The following is a 16,902-nucleotide window of genomic DNA, read 5'->3' on the forward strand; positions in this document are numbered from 1 at the left end:
AGGAAACGGAAAGATAGCGAATTAAAGGCGGAGGATAAACCCACCTATAAACCAGCATGATGAATCAACGGAAACAATAATAACGATAAATCGCAGTTAGTCATGATTGTTAATCGTATTGTGATGTGAAATTGCAGTATCAATTAAATACAAAGGAGTGTTTATGAGTATATCGTTGAAAACCAAACTGAGTTACGGGATTGGGGCGTTTGGTAAAGATTTTGCAATTACGCTCGTGTATATGTATTTAATGTTCTATTACACGGATGTGGCGGGTGTATCGGCTGGTGTAGTCGGCTCAATATTCCTCATTGCGAGAATCTGGGATGCGGTGAATGATCCTATTATGGGATGGGTTGTTAATAGTACCCGTTCACGGTGGGGAAAATTTAAGCCATGGATTTTGATTGGTACATTAGCAAATTCGGTCGTACTGTTCATGCTGTTTAGTGCCCATAATTTTGAAGGAACGGCATTAATTATTTACGTTTGTTTTACCTATATTTTATGGGGAATGACTTACACATTGATGGATATTCCATTCTGGTCTTTAGTGCCTACTTTAACAATGGATAAGCGAGAACGTGAAGAGTTGGTTCCTTTTCCGCGATTCTTTGCAAGTGCGGCGTGGTTGCTGGCAGCTGCTATTGCCATGCCAATTATTGACTACCTTGGGGGGGATAATAAAGGACAAGGGTTCCAGATGTTTACCTTGATACTGATTATATTCTTTTTATTTTCAACCTTTATCACGTTAATTAACGTAAAAGAGCGTTATACAACCGCTCTAATATCCAATGACAATGAAAAACCTGTTGAAGAAGAGCGCCTTTCTCTCAAAAAAATGGTATCGATGATCTACCAGAACGATCAACTTTCAAGCCTACTATGCATGGCGCTATCTAAGAACCTTGCAGGTAACATAATCACCGCATTTGCTGTTTATTACTTTACTTATGTTATTGGCGACCCTGAATTGTTTCCGTACTACATGGCATATGCGGGTATTGCTAACTTGATTACAATTGCTATCTTCCCTAAATTAGCTCGCTATTTCTCTCGTCGTACATTGTGGGCTGGTTCTTGTATCTTTCCAATAATGGGTAGCGGTATATTGATTTTAATCAGTGTATTGAATATGCCTAGTATTGCGATGGTTACCTTAGCTGGCGTATGTATGACTATTGGTAGTGCGCTCTTTTGGGTTCTTCAAGTCATCATGGTTGCGGATACTGTTGATTACGGTGAATACAAACTCGGTATTCGTTGTGAAAGCGTGGCTTACTCAGTGCAAACTATGGTTGTAAAAGGCGGCTCGGCTCTTGCAGCATTCTTTATTGGTATCATATTGAGTATCGTTGGCTACGTGCCCAACGTTGATCAAACACCAGAAACCATCTTTGGAATGCAGTGTATTATGATTGCTCTTCCAGCATTCTTTTATGGGCTAACATTGTTCATTTATTTCCGCTACTACAAGTTGAACGGTGAATTTTTAGAGACAGTGCAAGACGAAATTAAAAGTAAATACGAAAGTATTTCACAAGCTGAAGCTAACAATACATATGAACCTGTTTTAGATAAATAATATTTCGATAGTCCCTGTTGTGAAAAGCCTTGCGGTGAATGCCAGCCAGTTAATTTGGCTGGCTTTTTTAGCTACCTGACTCGATATTTAAACATTTAAAAGGGGGATAATGGTGCTGCAGTGTCAGGATAAAATCCTTTCTTTAACGCTGGTGGAAAATTGTCATACTTAATGTTGAGTTGAAGAATGACAATGGAAAGTGTTTTAGATAGTGTTGTTAATAGAGAGTATAAGGAAATACAAAGTACAGTTACGGAATGGTGACACTGTAACGGGCGTACTAAAGGCAAGGAAGGGATATTATGAGCATTGAAAATTGGATTGCGTTTGTATTGGCGTCAATGGTACTCACTATGACCCCAGGTCCAAGCATTTTGTTAGGTGTAGTACACTCTGTGAATTATGGTGTTAAGAAAACCATGTATACCGCATTGGGTGATATTACGGCCAATTGTATCCAGATGATATTAGTGGCAGTGGGGTTGGGGGTTGTTATTGCTAGCTCTGATATGGCTTTTCAAGCGATTAAGTGGTTTGGAGTGATCACCTTAGTGTATATGGGGCTCAAAATGGTGCTGGCAAAGCCAGCTTCTGTCGAAGTGATGCAGCAAGTTACCTCATCCCGCGGGCGTTTATTTATCAATGGGTTTATTGTGGCGGCTGGCAACCCAAAAGCCATCGTTTTCTTTACTGCTTTTTTCCCTCAATTTATAGACCCATCGCAACCCTTACTGCAACAAATGCTCATTATGTGCCCCACAATGGCCTTGCTCGATTTTACCTGGGTGATGATATATGCAATGACAGCTAAACGTTTTCTTGGCTTCATGCAAACACGGCCACGCTTGCTAAATCGCGTAGGTGGTTCCTCATTACTTGGCGCCTCATGTTTCTTGGCTTTTTCGAATCGCTAAACAGAATGAGTCGTCAACCAATACGTATACAGATAATAAAAAAGCCCCAATAATGCTGGTAATTAACCAGTCGTTATTGAGGCTTTTTATACTAATGCAAAGAAAAAATATCTCTCTATATCATTAATACAGAAGCTTACTTTTTACGGCAGTACTCAGCAATGATGTACATAGACTGACCGCTTGCTTTACCTGAAACCAATTTAGGATCGTCGCTTAAGCTAATACCACGAACAACAGTACCTTGCTTGATTACATTGTTAGAACCTTTAATTGGAAGGTCTTTAATGATAGTTACGTCATCGCCTTTCTTTAATTCAACACCGTTAACATCACGTGGTTTTTCAGCGTTGTCATCAACAAGACCTTTATCGGCCCATTCTTTAACATCATCTTCCATGTACATCATTTCAACTAGGTCTTGTGCCCAGTCGGTTTTATCTGCAAGACGAGTTAGGTGGCGGTAAGCTAATACTTGAACCGCAGGTACTTGGCTCCACATGCTGTCGTTTAGGCAACGCCAGTGGTTTGTATCAGCTGTTTCTGGGTTTTCAATCTGGCTATGGCAAGTTTCACAAAGCAATACACAGTTACCAGCACTTGAATCAGGTGATGCTGCAACAGCATGTACCGTCAAGTTAGAGTCAGATGCACATAGTTCACATTTAGAGTCACTACGTTGCTTTAAGGCTTGTTCGATTGTCATGGGACTTTTTCCATAGTTTTATTGTGGCGATATTATGCCAGCATTTTGAAAGAAAGAAAGGATGCTAATATCAGATGAATTCGTTTTAAAGTATTCCAGTCGGTTTAAGGCAAGTTTACCGAATTAATAAGATGAACGGGCTAATTGTCGATCAAATTTTAGGCGATACCGAGCGGAAGAAAAGTAATGTATTACTCGCAAGCTCGTACCCTTCGGGCTATTGCCTTTTCGCACCTTCGGTACGGGCAATGTGCTTTCTCTATGCTTAGGTGAATCCAGTCTAGGATTCTGCACCCCTATCTTATTTGGCAAATACCAGACGTAAAAAAGCCGCTAATAGTATAGCGGCTTTTTAGAATGTGGCGGAGAGATAGGGATTTGAACCCTAGAAGGGCTATAAACCCTTGCCGGTTTTCAAGACCGGTGCTTTCGACCACTCAGCCATCTCTCCAACGTGGCGAATAATACGGTTCAATGATGTAGCTGTAAATAGCAAAAAGTCTGATTGATGGCTTAATGAGCGTTAAAGTGAAAATATGCAAATATATGAGGGGATTGTAAGCTGCTCGAGACGTGTGCCATCGACAATATGCTTGCATTGTCGATGGCATTGTTAGCGATAAGGTAAGTTAACTTAATATCGTTTATCTAATTGCATTAATTTGTGGATAAATTCTTGTACTTGCACTTCATTGTTATTGTGAAACTCGGTGGTTGTTTGGTTGATTACAGACTCTGGATCTTCATTCATCGTATGAAAGTGGTATGTATTGTGAAAGTTTATATCAAGGCTTACGTTATTGTCTGCCAAGTTAACATAGTAACCATCAGGGCTTTCGGTGCAGGTGATGTCTTCTAACTGACAGCTATTTTCAAAATGTTGACCTTGAGTTTTCACTTTTTCATAAACACTTAATAGGGTACGGACATCAACGCTGTTTTTCATAATTCCTCCGTACATCGGCTTGGTGCCGAAATGGGGTACTGAGTGGGAAGTAAAATCTCTTTTCTTCTATAAATCTAGGCTTTTCAACCGTACATGCAAGTTAAGTTACTAAAATGTTAATCTTGATCAGTGTTTATTTACAGCAAGGTTTATGAATCTTTACGCGTAGGGTGAATAATGCTGAATAAATATCGCGATTTCATCGTGACGTTTTGTGAGCTAAATGATAATTTGATGTGATCAACAGTAAAAAATGGAATTTCTTCTATGTTTAAGCAGCTTACACAAGCACAACTTGACCCAATTTTGTCGCTTTCTATTGCCTACCGTGCAGATGATCGTGAAGATAAAATGGATTTAGGTATTGGCGTATATAAAAATAGCCAAGGTGAAACGCCAATTATGCAAGCTGTTCAGCAGGCGCAACAGCAAGTACTAGCAACACAAACAACTAAATCTTACGTTGGTCTTGCTGGAAGTGAAGTCTTCAATCAATCGATGATGGATTTACTGCTTGGTGGTACATCTGCTCATAGCCGTGCAGCTGCAGTACAGACGCCAGGGGCGAGCGGTGCATTGCGTATGTTGGCTGATTTGATGCGTCTTGCACAGCCTGATACGACGGTATGGTTAACAAACCCAAGTTATGTTAACCATAAACCCGTAATGGAAGCGGCTGGTTTAACTGTTAAATACTACCCGTATTTTGACCATGCGACGAAGCAAGTAAATAGCGATGCAATGTTGGCTGAATTAGCAAAAGCGGGCCCTAAAGATGTTGTATTGCTTCATGGGTGTTGTCATAACCCAACGGGTGCAGATATTTCATTTACTGATTGGCAAGCTGTTACTGCGTTAGCCAATAATAATGGTTTTTTACCGTTTGTTGATATTGCTTATTTAGGTTTTGGTGATGGTTTAGAGCAGGATGGTGCTGGTCTAAAGTACATGGCTGACAACGTTGAAGAAATGATTGTAGCGGCATCATGCTCTAAAAACTTTGGTTTATACCGAGAGCGTACTGGTGCAGCTATTGTTATCAGTGATTCTTTGCCAGAAGCACAAAAAGCCAAAGGACGTATCCTACAACTGGCGCGAGCTTCTTATACTATGCCGCCTGATCACGGTGCTGCATTAGTTGCTACAATTTTGACAGATGATGCGTTAACCGCAACATGGAAGCAAGAGCTTGATCAAATGCACAAGCGTTTACTTAGCTTACGTTCTGGTTTAACAAAAGCTGTACGGGCACAAGGTTCAGATGCCTTTAATTTCATTGAGCAGCATAAAGGTATGTTTTCTGTAACGGGTTTAAGCTCAGAGCAGATCGAGCGTCTTCGTGCTGAATATGGTATTTATGCGGTCGGTGATGGTCGAATCAACATTGCAGGCTTGCAAGAACAGCAATTAGATTATTTAGCAAATGCACTTATTACGGTAACAAAATAGTCCGTAAATAACGTAAAAGAAGTTATTAAATAAACAAAAATAGGGGCATCTACGGTTAACTGTAGATGCCCCTATTTTTTAGAATGCTTTTTACGTGGTGTGTTACTTTACTTTATTAATGATGTTTTTGTAGTGCTTAGCTCTAGTAAACAAAAAATCCACATCAGGCGGGAAGTCTTTATTTGATTTAGCGTTTTTCATCATGTCGAACACTTTGAATTCAGTTAAAAAAGCAAACTGATAAGGCTTGAAGTCGCCCTTAGATTGTTCTGTTGGGTCAAAGTACTTATCACCAATTTTAATGATCGCCTGATCAATGATTTTTTCTTCATTGCAGCGATAGCCCAAAACGTAACGTTCACCTTTTTGGTAAATAACGTTCATGTAGCTATTATAAAAACTTTCGTCTTCTTTTGTGGTGCAGCTTTCTAGAAGCGCATCATCCATCGCTTCAACAGTTATCATTCGGATGTTTTCAGCATTGAAATTCAATTCGGTTAATTGCTCGCGAATTGCTTCTAAAGTTAGTTGGGTCACTTCTAATACCGCGTTATGAATAAAATCGCACGCATTATACATCGATCTTCAAATAATTCATTGAACTTCAAAAAAACATCAGTAATTTCATGGATACTTGGTGAGTGTTTCGTCCTAAAATGGCTTACTTTGTATATTTAATGCGTTTTGGAAGAAAGTTACCGTGTTTTCAATCCAATATTTACAGGTTAATCGCTTTAAATGAGATTCATTTTCAATTAGAGTTGTCCATATCTCTCCTAGAGTGCTAGGAGTATTTTTGATCTTCACCATTTCTAAATACTATTGATGAGCAATATGAAAGCAATAAAACCTAGCTTGGTAATTTTGATGCTCTGCATAGCAAACAATGCAACTGCCAATATTGATGCCGCTCGTGCAATCGAAAGTAACACCAATACTGCTTCGACTAAGAGCCAGACAAAAGTTGATCAAAGCGCAGAAGCTGCATTAACCATGAAAGCTGAGATTGAACAGCTTGAAGAAGAAGTAAAAAACTTAACGGTTTATCGTGATCATTTGTCCCGTCTCGTGGTTAATCAAAATGAAGAAGTAACCAGCATTAATCAGCAAATTCAAGATATTAAAGAAACACGTCAAGGTGTAGTACCGCTGATGTATAAAATGCTTGATGGATTAAAGCGAATAATTACAGATGACAAGCCCATTCGTCATGAACAACGCTTGGCTCGCCTTAATAAATTAAACGTTATGATGTCGCAAGCTGATATCAGTGATGCTGAAAAATACCGTCGTATTCTTGAAGCCTATCAAATTGAAATGGATTACGGCACGAAATTAGGTGTGTACCAAGGTCAAATTACAGTAGATGCCGACACGAGCATTGAAGTCGATTTGTTGTATTTAGGACGGATCTCTTTAGTCGCTAGAAGTTTAGATGGTACGCGTTATTGGGCTTGGAATGATATCGATAATGGTTGGCAATCTGTCGACAGTAGTCAAAGCTCAAATATTGATAAAGCATTCTCTATTGCACATAAACAGGCAGCTCCAAGCTTGATAACTTTACCGATATCAGCTCAGTTAGCAGCTGATACACAATCCACTACTTCAAATGTCATTGCATTAACAAATGTGGAGCAGCAGTAATATGAAATTAAAAACGTTAGTTACGGCTGTTTGTCTACTGACTATGCCATTTGTTGTGTTAGCTGAATCACCGGTTTCAGCTGAATCACTTGTATCAAAAACTCAGCAAGAACAAAAAGAACAACGTGCTCATAATGTTCAACGTGAAGCGGGGTTTAAACAAACAGAGCAATCTATTCTTACGAAACGTGATTCTTTGTTGGCTATGCGAGAGAAATTACAACGTGAAACTGAAAAACTCAGTGATACATTCAGTGAAAACGAAGCTGAATTATCGAGCCTCGAAGAGCAGTTACGTTTAGAAACAGGTAGTTTAGGCGAGTTATTTGGCGTTGTGCGCCAGTCTGCAAAAGATCTTGATACGGAAATACAGACGTCGGTAACCAGTGTGGATAGCGCTAAATATGCCTCTGTTGTTAATCAAATTGTAGAGGCAAAAGCATTGCCTTCTATGCTGCAGTTAACAGGGCTGTGGCAAGGAATGGCAGAGCAGATAACCGCAAGTGGCGAGATTGCCCCTGTTTCTTTACCTTATATTAATGGGGAAGGGTACAAAGCAAATATTGATGCCTTCCGTATTGGTAGTTTTGGCCTAATAGGTGAACAAGGCTATGTACACTGGAACAGTGATCGTCATGTCGCGAAGCCGTATTTAAAGCAACCGCAGCAAGGGCCTGTTTTAGCCGATTTATCAACGATCAATCAGGCTGGGATACTGCCTTTAATTGTTGATCCGTCACGCGGTATTATGCTGGAACAATTAGCGAATACCCCATCATTAAAAGAACGGTTAGAGAATGGTGGTGTGGTTGGGCAAGTTATTTTAGGTTTACTCGCGATAGGTGGCATTATTGCTCTCTTTAGAGGCACTAAGCTTTTCATTATCCGTCAGCAAATTAAAGGGCAATTAAAGCAACCTCAAATGCCTGGTAATAATCCGTTGGGTCGTGTTCTTAGCGTTTTTTATGATAATAAAGAGCGTTATACCGAACAAGGGCGAAGTGTTGAGGCGTTGGAATTACGCTTACTTGAAACCATTGTAGATGAGCAACAACACCTTGAAAAAGGGTTGTCTATGTTGAAGCTCCTTGCAGCTTTAGCTCCAATGCTTGGCTTGTTAGGAACGGTAACAGGCATGATTGAAACCTTCCAAGTAATCACACAGTTTGGGAACGGTGATCCTAAGGTTATGGCGGGTGGTATCTCTATGGCGCTAATTACAACAGTGTTAGGTTTGGTTGCTGCAATGCCACTGTTGCTTGCGCATAATATATTAAGTACACAAGCAGATACGATTCGAAATATTTTAGAGAAGCAAGGTATTAGCCTTGTTGCTGAACAGGCTGAAAAAGTAGGAACAACAGCATAATGGAATTCAGTCTTATACAAGCCTGGTGGTTCTCATTATCGCAATTCATGAACCAAGGCGGCCAAATACTATGGTGGTTAGCTGCCATAGTAATGCTTTGCTGGGTATTAGTTGTAGAGCGGGTTATTTATTTATTCTTCCAATACCCACACCAGAGAAGAGTTTGGTTAGCAAAATGGCATGATCGTGATGATCAGACTTCATGGTACGCCCATGCAGTTCGTGACGGCTGGTTAAATGAAGCACGTACAGCATTAAATCAAAACCTAAATCTGATTAAAGTGCTGGTATCCATTTGCCCAATGTTAGGGCTACTTGGCACGGTAACGGGGATGATTTCTGTCTTCGACGTGATGGCAACTCAAGGCAGCAGCCAGCCAAGGCTAATGGCTTCAGGTATTTCACTCGCAACGTTACCAACCATGGCGGGTATGGTGGCTGCGCTTGCGGGTATGTTTGTTCACGCACGCTTGTCTAAAGCGTGTCATCTGCGTGAATTGAAATTAGAAAAACTATTAAGGAGCCAGTGATGAGACTGAGCCGTCCGTCTTCTGCTCGTGAAGAAGCACAAATTGACATGACATCCATGCTAGACATTGTTTTTATCATGTTGATTTTCTTTATTGTTACCAGTTCATTCGTTCGAGAGTCTGGCGTTGAGGTTAATCGACCACAGGCGAATAATGTTGTTAGTCAAAAAGATGCAGGTATCTTTGTCGCTATCACATCTGCGAATGATATTTACATTGATAAGCGCGTGGTTGATGTAGAACGTGTGCAAGCAATACTTGAACACCTATTACTTGAACAACCTGAAGCAACATTAGTTATTCAAGCTGACGAACATGCTTATAACGGTACCGTTGTAAAAGTGATGGATGCTGCGAAAGGCGCAGGGGTCAATAATATCGCGTTGGCAGCGGAGAAGCGCTAATGCCTTTAAACTCAGGTGTAATTGTGCCTTCTCGTTCTATTTTTCAATCATCATTCATTCGGTTATTGGTCGCATTACCTGTATCTGCTGCTGTGGCCTTGGGGCTATTCACCTTTATGGCCTGGATGGTAGACAATGGACATAAAGGAGTTCCAGAAAAGTCTGAGGTTTTAGCATTCGATATCGTCATGGTTGAGCAAGAACGAGATGCACAACGCCGTCAGCGTACCGTACCAGAAAAACCGGATACGCCAGAACCGCCACCAGAAGCAGCACCGAGAAGTTCTCAATCAGCTGTTACTGCCACTTCTGCACCATCAATGCCGACCTTAGGTTTGGATACGGCAATTACAGGGCTTGCTATTAGTGTGCCTCAGTTTTCAGATTTTGGGGCGAACCAGCAAGCTATGCCGCTGTACCGTGTAGAGCCTAAATATCCTACGCGTGCAATGAAGCAAGGCGCTGAAGGTTTTGTTGTGTTGTCGTTCACTATTGATGCACAAGGCCGTCCAACCGATGTTGAAATACTAGATGCGAAACCACGTCGCTTATTCGAAAGAGAAGCAATTCGTGCACTGCGTAAATGGAAATATCAGGCTAAAGTTGTTGATGGAAAAGCCATTCCTCAGCAAGGTCAAACTATTCGTCTTGAATTTAAGTTAAATAAATAATGAATATAAAAAGCGTTGTGATCACCTGTACCTTAATGCTTTGTATTTCGATGAGCGTTAAAGCGCAAGACCTCAGCCAATTTACTGCTGGTAAAGTTCAGCGTGCTCATCATTTGCAACAAGAAGATAAATTAGGTGAGGCCATTACGCTATTGGCAGAGCTAAACCCTTCAAGGGCGTACGACAAAGCATTTGTTAAGCGTATGTTGGGTATTTTCTATTGGCAAAAAGGCAATACTAAAAGTTCGATTGTTAATCTGTCTTACGCTGTCGACAGTGGTTTATTAAACGATGAGCAAGCTTGGGTAACTCAGCGAATGTTGGCTGATATTTTATTGTCAGAACAGCAGTTTACATCGGCATTACCTCATTATTATACGTTATCGAAAAATATACCTGATAATCAGAAAGCAGATGAATTGTGGCTGCGTATAGCACAATCACACTATCAAATTGAAGAGTGGGACAGGGTGCTTGCTGCCTTAAAACAGTACGATAGATTCAATAGAAAAGTGGATGTACAACCGTTAACCATTAAATTGGGTGCTCAACTTCAACTTAAACACTGGAAAGGTGCGATTACCACACTGAACGGCTTAATTGGTTTAGAACCAAATAAAACCATATGGTGGCAGCAATTAGCGGGCATTCAAATTCGTATTGGGCGTTCTAATGATGCACTGGATACTTTAGCATTAGCTAAGCATCAAGGTGTCGATCTTCGTCAGCAAGATTTAAAAACACTCGCCCAACTTTATGCGCAACGTGGCATTCCTGAACGTGCCGCAATGTTATTTAGTGAATTGAGAGGGGCGTCTTCGGATGCAAAATTACTCTCTGATCAAGCGATGTATTGGCAGATGGCCAAAGAATGGAATAAAGCAATTTCTATTTGGGCTAAAGCGGCAAAGCTAGATAATAAATACCGTTGGCAATTAGCTCAGCTATTATTGCAAGAAGGACATTACCATAAAGCATTAACAGAGCTAGAACGCGTGAAAGATAAAACTAAAAGAGCGGATGTTGAGCTTGCCAAGGTACGCGCCTATTACAAGCTAGAAGACTTTGACCGTGCCATTATTCATGCCAAGCAAGCGAATAATATGAACTCTTCTTCGGCGTCAAAAAGTTGGATTCGATACCTTAGTCAAATACGCGACATGCAAAGTTAATCGCTTTAACATCTAGATTTATAACGTGATTTATCGTTGATGAATGCATCATTATTGTATCTTCACTTCCAATCTAATAAAAATGACTTAGAAAAAGTATTGTTATTATTGATTGATCTGATTTTATTATTTAGAATGCGAATCGTTTTTATTAAGAGTAAGTGCTGTGTCAAATATTCTGGTTGTTGATGACGATGTAATGCTGTGCGAATTATTAACTGAAGTGCTGAGTGAAGAAGGTTACGATGTTCATTGTCTTCACGATGGTGAAAGTGCCCTGACGTACATGCAAGCACATTCTGTTGATTTAGTATTGCTGGATGTGATGCTACCGAATATTGATGGTTTACAAGTCGCACGCCGTATTTGCCAACGTTTTGCCACACCTATTCTGATGCTAACCGCATTGGGTGATGAAGCATCTATGTTAGATGGTTTACAAGCTGGCGCCGATCAATATGTCGCTAAACCTTTCCGTGTACCTGAATTACTGGCAAGAATCACGTCGATACTACGTAGAGTCGGGCTTGAACGTCAACGTCAGGGATTGAATAACTGCACGGCTGATTTGTCGATACAGTTTTCAAGATTACCGCTAACGGGCACCGAATCTGAGCTGCTTGAATACCTTATTAAGCACGACGGTATTGTGGTCTCTAAAGCTGAATTGCAAAAAGAAGTGTTGAAAAAAGATCTTTGCCCATTTGATCGGAATCTCGATATGCATATCAGCAATATTAGACGAAAAATGCTGCAGTCAGGCTTGTCAAAGCAACACATTAAAACAGTACGTGGTAAAGGTTATAGCTTTTACGAAAGTGTTAATGTTGCGTAAGGTGTTACGCAAATCGATAACGTGAAACTTAATGAATTCAATTTTTTCTAATGTTTTTTCTCCCTTACGCGCTATTAATGATCGCTGTGGATTAGCTGTAAGGTTATTCTCTTATTTCGCCATTATTTTATTGTTAATTCTTGGTATTCAAAATGTGGCAGAAGTTGCGTTAGTCAAAGCAATGTTACGTATACCAGATCAAATACAAGAACAGATGCTCGATATCGCAAACCAAGCTGAAATCATGATAGCTGATGGTGACATGTATGAATTGGCTGACTGGGAACGAGGACAACCTTATTACCTTTTTGTATTAAATCAAGAAAATAGGTCATTAAGTGGGAGAGATATGCACCCACATTTTGAATTTAAATTGGCGTATATCAGGCAGATTGACTCATTGTTAGAAAGTCGTGTTAATCGACCAATTATAGAAATACCGTTACGCGATGGTAATCGTTTAGTTATTCAGTTTCCGCTTGATCAGCATCCTGCTCATCATTTTAAATTGTATTTTGGCTTAATTAAAATATTTATAGCCGCTCTTATTCTATGTGTATTTTCATTATTACTGGCTCGATACTTACAACGACCATTAAATAAATTACAAGAAGCCAGTCGTCGTTTATCTGAAGGGGATTTTAGTGTTCGAGTGACTAGTGAGGTGGGACGTGGCGTTAAAGAGTTTCGAGAGTTAGCCCATGATTTTGATCATATGACATTTCGTATTCAAACATTGGCAGAACAGCAAAAACGTTTAATTAGAGATGTTTCTCATGAATTGCGTACACCGCTAGCGCGTCATAATCTGGCTTTACATTTACTTAGAAAAAGAACGCCTGAAGAGAACCAGCATTTATTAGATCGTCTTGAGCATGAATCTGATGAAATGAATAACCTAGTGACTGAAATTTTAGAGTTTAGTCGCATTGAGAACGCGAGTTATTCTGCGAGTTTAGAACCATTACAACTTGAGATCTTTTGCCAAGCGCAAGTGTTAGAAAGTCAGATGTGTTTGAAACCGAAGCAACGTTTAATGGGGTATTTTGATAATGAAACCCCCTTGGTTCTTGCTGATAGCCGTTTGTTATTACGTGTTATTAAAAATTTATTAGTCAATGCAAGCAAGTATGCCGGAGAGCAGGCAACAATCACGATCACGGTTCAATTACCACAAGAGCGTGAAGGGCAATATGTTCAAGTGATTATTGAAGATGACGGTAAGGGGATAGATCCCCAGTATCTAAAACGTATTTTTAACCCTTTTACACGCTTGGAAGAAGCCCGTGACAAGCAATCAGGTGGTTATGGCTTAGGGTTGGCGATTGTAAAAGAATCGATGGTGCTAATGAAAGGTCAGGTAGAAGCAGATAATAGATTGCAGGGAGGTTTACGTATTACCTTGTTATTTCCTGTTTTATAGACACAAAAAAACAGCGACCCTAGAATCGCTGTTTTTAGTTACTGTTCTTACGATTTCTAATTACGATGAATAAGTCTGCGGTTATCAGCGGCCATACGTTGATACAATAAATTGCTCGAATTCATTGCACATGTCGTTATCAGACTGGGCATTGTTAGCTAATTTGTTGCCACCATCAATGATATTGATGCTGGCATTCAAAGAAGCAACCTCAGCTCGTGTTCTCGACTCCAGTGCTGATATTTTCTTCTGCTCGATTTCCCATGCTTGCTCAGATGATAAGTTACACTCATCTGCTAGATATTTTGCGTTAAAGCCTTCGCCAGTCAAGTTTACGATGGTACCGTTATGATTAACGCTGTTACCGCCATTCCAGTAATATTTTGCTAGTAGCGGTCCGATTTCTGGATTATCGGTTAAGTAGCCAAGTTTCTCTGTTAGGTAAGCTCTTGTTTGATAGACCGCCATATGAGCAAGTAAGTAGCCTTGGTAAGCACATGACGCTTCGTCTGATAAAAGATGTGGAATCGCCATTAGCGGGCGTGGACTAGCATCCAGACCGAGAATTTTCTTTTCCATGTCTCTTGCCAATTTCGTTACCGTTTCAGCATTCAGTTCTTTATCACTGAGTTGATATAATGCACGCTCAAAATAGGGAACAACCAAGATACTTCTTTCACCGTAAGCCATAAACGGTTGCTTGCTATCTATAATTGCTTTAATTACCTTATCGGGTACAGCATTTCCTTCTGCATCTAATGCATATTGTTTTAGCCAATCAGCATCGCCTAATAGGCTGTCACAAAACATCGACTGTGTTTCAGCATAAGCCATAGAAGTTGGTGCAAATTCTTGGGCAAAACAGGGCGCATTCATTTTTACATTCGAGAAATGCGCAGCGTGCCCGCCCTCATGGAATAAGGTATTGATACCGTCATAGCCACTGCCTATTTGGTCGGGCTTTGCGTTACTGGTGAAGTTCACTTTTGCAGGTATCCAATTACCTTGGTCGTAGAACGACGGAACAGGTCCATGGCAGAATCCGTTTTGGTACTTACCTTTACGATCAAGTAGATCTAATGTTAATTCAGCACCTGAGTAGTCAATGTTTAAACGGCCAAACGATTCAACCCAACGACGTAACGACTGAGAAAATGGCACGTAAGGGTCTAAATCTCGCATAGCATCGCCCGAAAACGAGTATACAAAGTTATGCCCTTGTACCGATTGCGGACCAAGTGAGTCGATTAAGTTGTTTAAGCTATTTTGATGGCTGTCTTTTGTTCTTGCTTCGAAATCATCAAGAATCGTGAACAACTCAGCGGTTGTCATCTGTTCTGTTTTGACAATGGAGTAATCAAAGAAGTTGTTATAGCCTAATGATTTGGCGAATTTGTTGCGCAGCTTTACTAACGCTAAAAATCCGTTCTGTAGTAACCATTGCTCTAAATCTAATAGTGCTTGATGCGATGATTGACGTACTTGCTCGTTAGCACTTGTACGAATATTCGATGACAATACAGGCAGCGAACCTTCCGCTTTCTCGCCATCTTCACCGATATACGTCATAACGTACTGTTGCTTTTTTTCAAATAAACTGGCTTCGAACTTAATGAGTTCAGCTTTAAGTTGCTGCGCTTCTTCAGACTCTAGAGCATGTGCTTGAAAAGTAGCCAGCCATCCTTTTAGTCCGATCAATGTTTGTGTCTTTTCATCTGATTCTTCAAGAGATTCAGCGACTTTGATCTGCGCTTGTACATCATAGATTTGAGAAGAGGCGCTTAAAAAAGCATTCCAAGCGGTTTCTGCTTTCGTCGAGCCATCATGATCATCACTCATACCCATGTAGGTATCCCAAAAGAAATCTTCTTTTGTTCGGTGAATAGACAAGTAACGCTCGTTGAGTGAGTTAAGATAGGCAGTAGCTGTCATTATCGTCCCTATAAATGTAAGCACGTGATTAATTTAAATATTATATGTCTATTTTTAATGAGATTCACGTTTAAAAATAGTGAGTTATAGTATTTATACTGTAAACGATGATATACATACAAGAGTGGAAGCTAAGTGTTTGTTGCTTTTAATGGTACTGATTGTTTTACAGCCGCCAAAAATATTTCAAGGAAGAGATCATGTTTACAGTAACTGTCGATAATGACATCAAATTATGTTTACTACAGCCGTCGTTTGCCCCTCGATATGTAGAGTTAGCACAAGAAAATCATGAGTATTTGTCTCAATGGTTATCATGGCCATACTTTTGTAAAACCGAAGCTGAATTTAACGACTTTATTCAACTCTCTCTTCATAATTATGCCGATAATAAGTCGATGACTTGTGCGATTGAATATAAAGGTTCAATTGTCGGCAATATGGGCTTTAATACCATTAATCACGATATCAAAAAAGTTGAAATCGGCTATTGGCTAGCAGCGAATATGCAAGGAAAGGGTATTGTTACGCAATCGTGCCAATACCTTATTGATTATGCTTTCTCTCATTTGAATATGAATAAAGTCGAAATTTCAGCAGCAGTAGACAATGCTGCAAGCCGGGCTGTGTGTGAGCGTTTAGGCATGGAATTAGAAGGAGTAATCACGAATGCCGAGAGAGTGGGTGATCGTATCCTAACTCATGCTATTTACGGATTGCATAGAAAATAATGTAGAGCAGTTCTCATGATAGAGGTGGTTATATGACGTTATCTGAAAAACAAACAGGGGTATTAAAAGGCATGCTGGTGGGGGCTTTAACATCAGTATTATTTATTGTCTTAGGCGTTTGTTTTAATCCATTTTCATATGAAATGACAATACCATTAATTGACCGGTTAGCTATTTTAGGTTATTCACTCATTTTACCGCTGGCATTTTTAGTGATGTCTGTGGGGCGTTTAGCTAAACATCGTTTCTTCACTCCAGAAGACATTGACGGTAGCGGCTTATCGAGTGGTTCTGCAAAAGCTAAAATTTTACAGGGTTTATTGCAAAATACACTTGAACAGTTTGGTATAGCCTTAGGTATATATGTTATTTGGTCTTTAATTATGCCCGGTACTTGGTTATCAGTTATACCATTGGCGGCAATAGTCTTTGCTGCTGGTCGTTGTTTATTTTTTTGGGGGTATGAAAAGGGAGCAGCATCAAGAGCGTTGGGTTTTGCATTAACATTCTATTCTTCTGTTGTCATGTTTGTTGTTTTATTTATTCACGTTATTGTGAATGTGTCTATCTAATAATAGAAAGGTG

At 40.0% G+C, this 16,902-nt stretch carries 17 protein-coding genes and 1 tRNA gene; 13 read left to right on the plus strand and 5 right to left on the minus strand.

Going from position 1 to position 16,902, the window contains the following annotated elements; genetic code table 11:
* Positions 1-163: 163 nt before the first annotated feature.
* Both melB and C9J48_RS26125 read left to right on the plus strand, forming a co-directional pair.
* Positions 164-1,588 (plus strand): melibiose:sodium transporter MelB, encoded by a 1,425-nt coding sequence (gene melB / locus C9J48_RS26120; protein WP_006229396.1) that lies wholly within the window; start codon positions 164-166, stop codon positions 1,586-1,588.
* A gap of 302 nt (positions 1,589-1,890) precedes the next feature.
* Positions 1,891-2,502, plus strand: a complete 612-nt coding sequence (locus tag C9J48_RS26125) for a LysE family translocator (RefSeq protein WP_107281290.1) — start codon at positions 1,891-1,893, stop codon at positions 2,500-2,502.
* Positions 2,503-2,638: 136 nt separating this feature from the next.
* On the opposite strand, the gene C9J48_RS26130 is transcribed toward C9J48_RS26125, so the two are convergent.
* The 3 genes from C9J48_RS26130 to C9J48_RS26140 all read right to left on the minus strand — a co-directional run bounded on the left by C9J48_RS26130 (position 2,639) and on the right by C9J48_RS26140 (position 4,154).
* On the minus strand, positions 2,639-3,208 hold the full coding sequence (locus C9J48_RS26130; protein WP_006229420.1) for a PhnA domain-containing protein: 570 nt from the start codon (positions 3,206-3,208) through the stop codon (positions 2,639-2,641).
* Between the two features lie 360 nt (positions 3,209-3,568).
* Positions 3,569-3,659 (minus strand) — tRNA-Ser (locus C9J48_RS26135).
* Between the two features lie 183 nt (positions 3,660-3,842).
* The gene (locus C9J48_RS26140) at positions 3,843-4,154 is read right to left on the minus strand and encodes a DUF3081 family protein (RefSeq protein ID WP_006229419.1); all 312 of its coding nucleotides are present in this window, start codon (positions 4,152-4,154) and stop codon (positions 3,843-3,845) included.
* A gap of 267 nt (positions 4,155-4,421) precedes the next feature.
* Between C9J48_RS26140 and C9J48_RS26145 the strand changes: the two genes are divergently transcribed.
* Positions 4,422-5,603, plus strand: coding sequence for an amino acid aminotransferase (locus tag C9J48_RS26145; protein WP_006229418.1), 1,182 nt, complete (start codon positions 4,422-4,424; stop codon positions 5,601-5,603).
* A 102-nt stretch (positions 5,604-5,705) separates the two neighbouring features.
* Here C9J48_RS26145 and C9J48_RS26150 read toward each other — a convergent pair whose 3' ends face one another.
* Positions 5,706-6,182 (minus strand): hypothetical protein, encoded by a 477-nt coding sequence (locus C9J48_RS26150; protein ID WP_006229417.1) that lies wholly within the window; start codon positions 6,180-6,182, stop codon positions 5,706-5,708.
* Positions 6,183-6,437: 255 nt separating this feature from the next.
* Here C9J48_RS26150 and C9J48_RS26155 point away from each other — a divergent pair, with 255 nt between their 5' ends.
* From C9J48_RS26155 to C9J48_RS26190, 8 genes are all read left to right on the plus strand, one after another.
* Positions 6,438-7,250, plus strand: a complete 813-nt coding sequence (locus tag C9J48_RS26155) for a DUF3450 domain-containing protein (protein WP_036802966.1) — start codon at positions 6,438-6,440, stop codon at positions 7,248-7,250.
* A 1-nt stretch (position 7,251) separates the two neighbouring features.
* On the plus strand, positions 7,252-8,619 hold the full coding sequence (locus tag C9J48_RS26160; protein WP_006229415.1) for a MotA/TolQ/ExbB proton channel family protein: 1,368 nt from the start codon (positions 7,252-7,254) through the stop codon (positions 8,617-8,619).
* Complete coding sequence (locus C9J48_RS26165) at positions 8,619-9,149, plus strand: MotA/TolQ/ExbB proton channel family protein (protein WP_006229414.1); 531 nt, start codon at positions 8,619-8,621, stop codon at positions 9,147-9,149. The genes C9J48_RS26160 and C9J48_RS26165 overlap by 1 nt, the downstream gene beginning before the upstream one ends.
* Positions 9,149-9,553, plus strand: a complete 405-nt coding sequence (locus C9J48_RS26170; protein ID WP_006229413.1) for an ExbD/TolR family protein — start codon at positions 9,149-9,151, stop codon at positions 9,551-9,553. Before C9J48_RS26165 ends, C9J48_RS26170 begins: the two co-directional genes overlap by 1 nt.
* Positions 9,553-10,224, plus strand: a complete 672-nt coding sequence (locus C9J48_RS26175; RefSeq protein ID WP_006229412.1) for an energy transducer TonB — start codon at positions 9,553-9,555, stop codon at positions 10,222-10,224. Before C9J48_RS26170 ends, C9J48_RS26175 begins: the two co-directional genes overlap by 1 nt.
* Complete coding sequence (locus C9J48_RS26180) at positions 10,224-11,396, plus strand: tetratricopeptide repeat protein (RefSeq protein ID WP_006229411.1); 1,173 nt, start codon at positions 10,224-10,226, stop codon at positions 11,394-11,396. The genes C9J48_RS26175 and C9J48_RS26180 overlap by 1 nt, the downstream gene beginning before the upstream one ends.
* Positions 11,397-11,562: 166 nt before the next feature.
* Positions 11,563-12,231 carry a response regulator transcription factor gene (locus C9J48_RS26185; RefSeq protein WP_006229410.1) on the plus strand — a complete coding sequence of 223 codons (669 nt, stop codon included), beginning with the start codon at positions 11,563-11,565 and terminating at the stop codon, positions 12,229-12,231.
* Positions 12,232-12,262: 31 nt separating this feature from the next.
* Positions 12,263-13,654 (plus strand): sensor histidine kinase, encoded by a 1,392-nt coding sequence (locus C9J48_RS26190; RefSeq protein ID WP_006229409.1) that lies wholly within the window; start codon positions 12,263-12,265, stop codon positions 13,652-13,654.
* Positions 13,655-13,738: 84 nt separating this feature from the next.
* Here the strand turns inward: C9J48_RS26190 and C9J48_RS26195 are convergent, their stop codons facing one another.
* A complete protein-coding gene (locus tag C9J48_RS26195; RefSeq protein ID WP_006229408.1) occupies positions 13,739-15,586 on the minus strand; it encodes a M3 family metallopeptidase in 1,848 nt (615 codons plus the stop codon).
* Between the two features lie 200 nt (positions 15,587-15,786).
* Between C9J48_RS26195 and C9J48_RS26200 the strand changes: the two genes are divergently transcribed.
* Positions 15,787-16,317 (plus strand): GNAT family N-acetyltransferase, encoded by a 531-nt coding sequence (locus tag C9J48_RS26200; RefSeq protein WP_006229407.1) that lies wholly within the window; start codon positions 15,787-15,789, stop codon positions 16,315-16,317.
* 32 nt (positions 16,318-16,349) lie between these two features.
* On the plus strand, positions 16,350-16,889 hold the full coding sequence (locus tag C9J48_RS26205) for an MAPEG family protein (protein ID WP_006229406.1): 540 nt from the start codon (positions 16,350-16,352) through the stop codon (positions 16,887-16,889).
* The last annotated feature ends 13 nt before the right edge of the window (positions 16,890-16,902 follow it).

Source organism: Photobacterium profundum (genome assembly GCF_003026285.1).
GTDB classification, from domain to species: Bacteria; Pseudomonadota; Gammaproteobacteria; order Enterobacterales; family Vibrionaceae; genus Photobacterium; species Photobacterium profundum.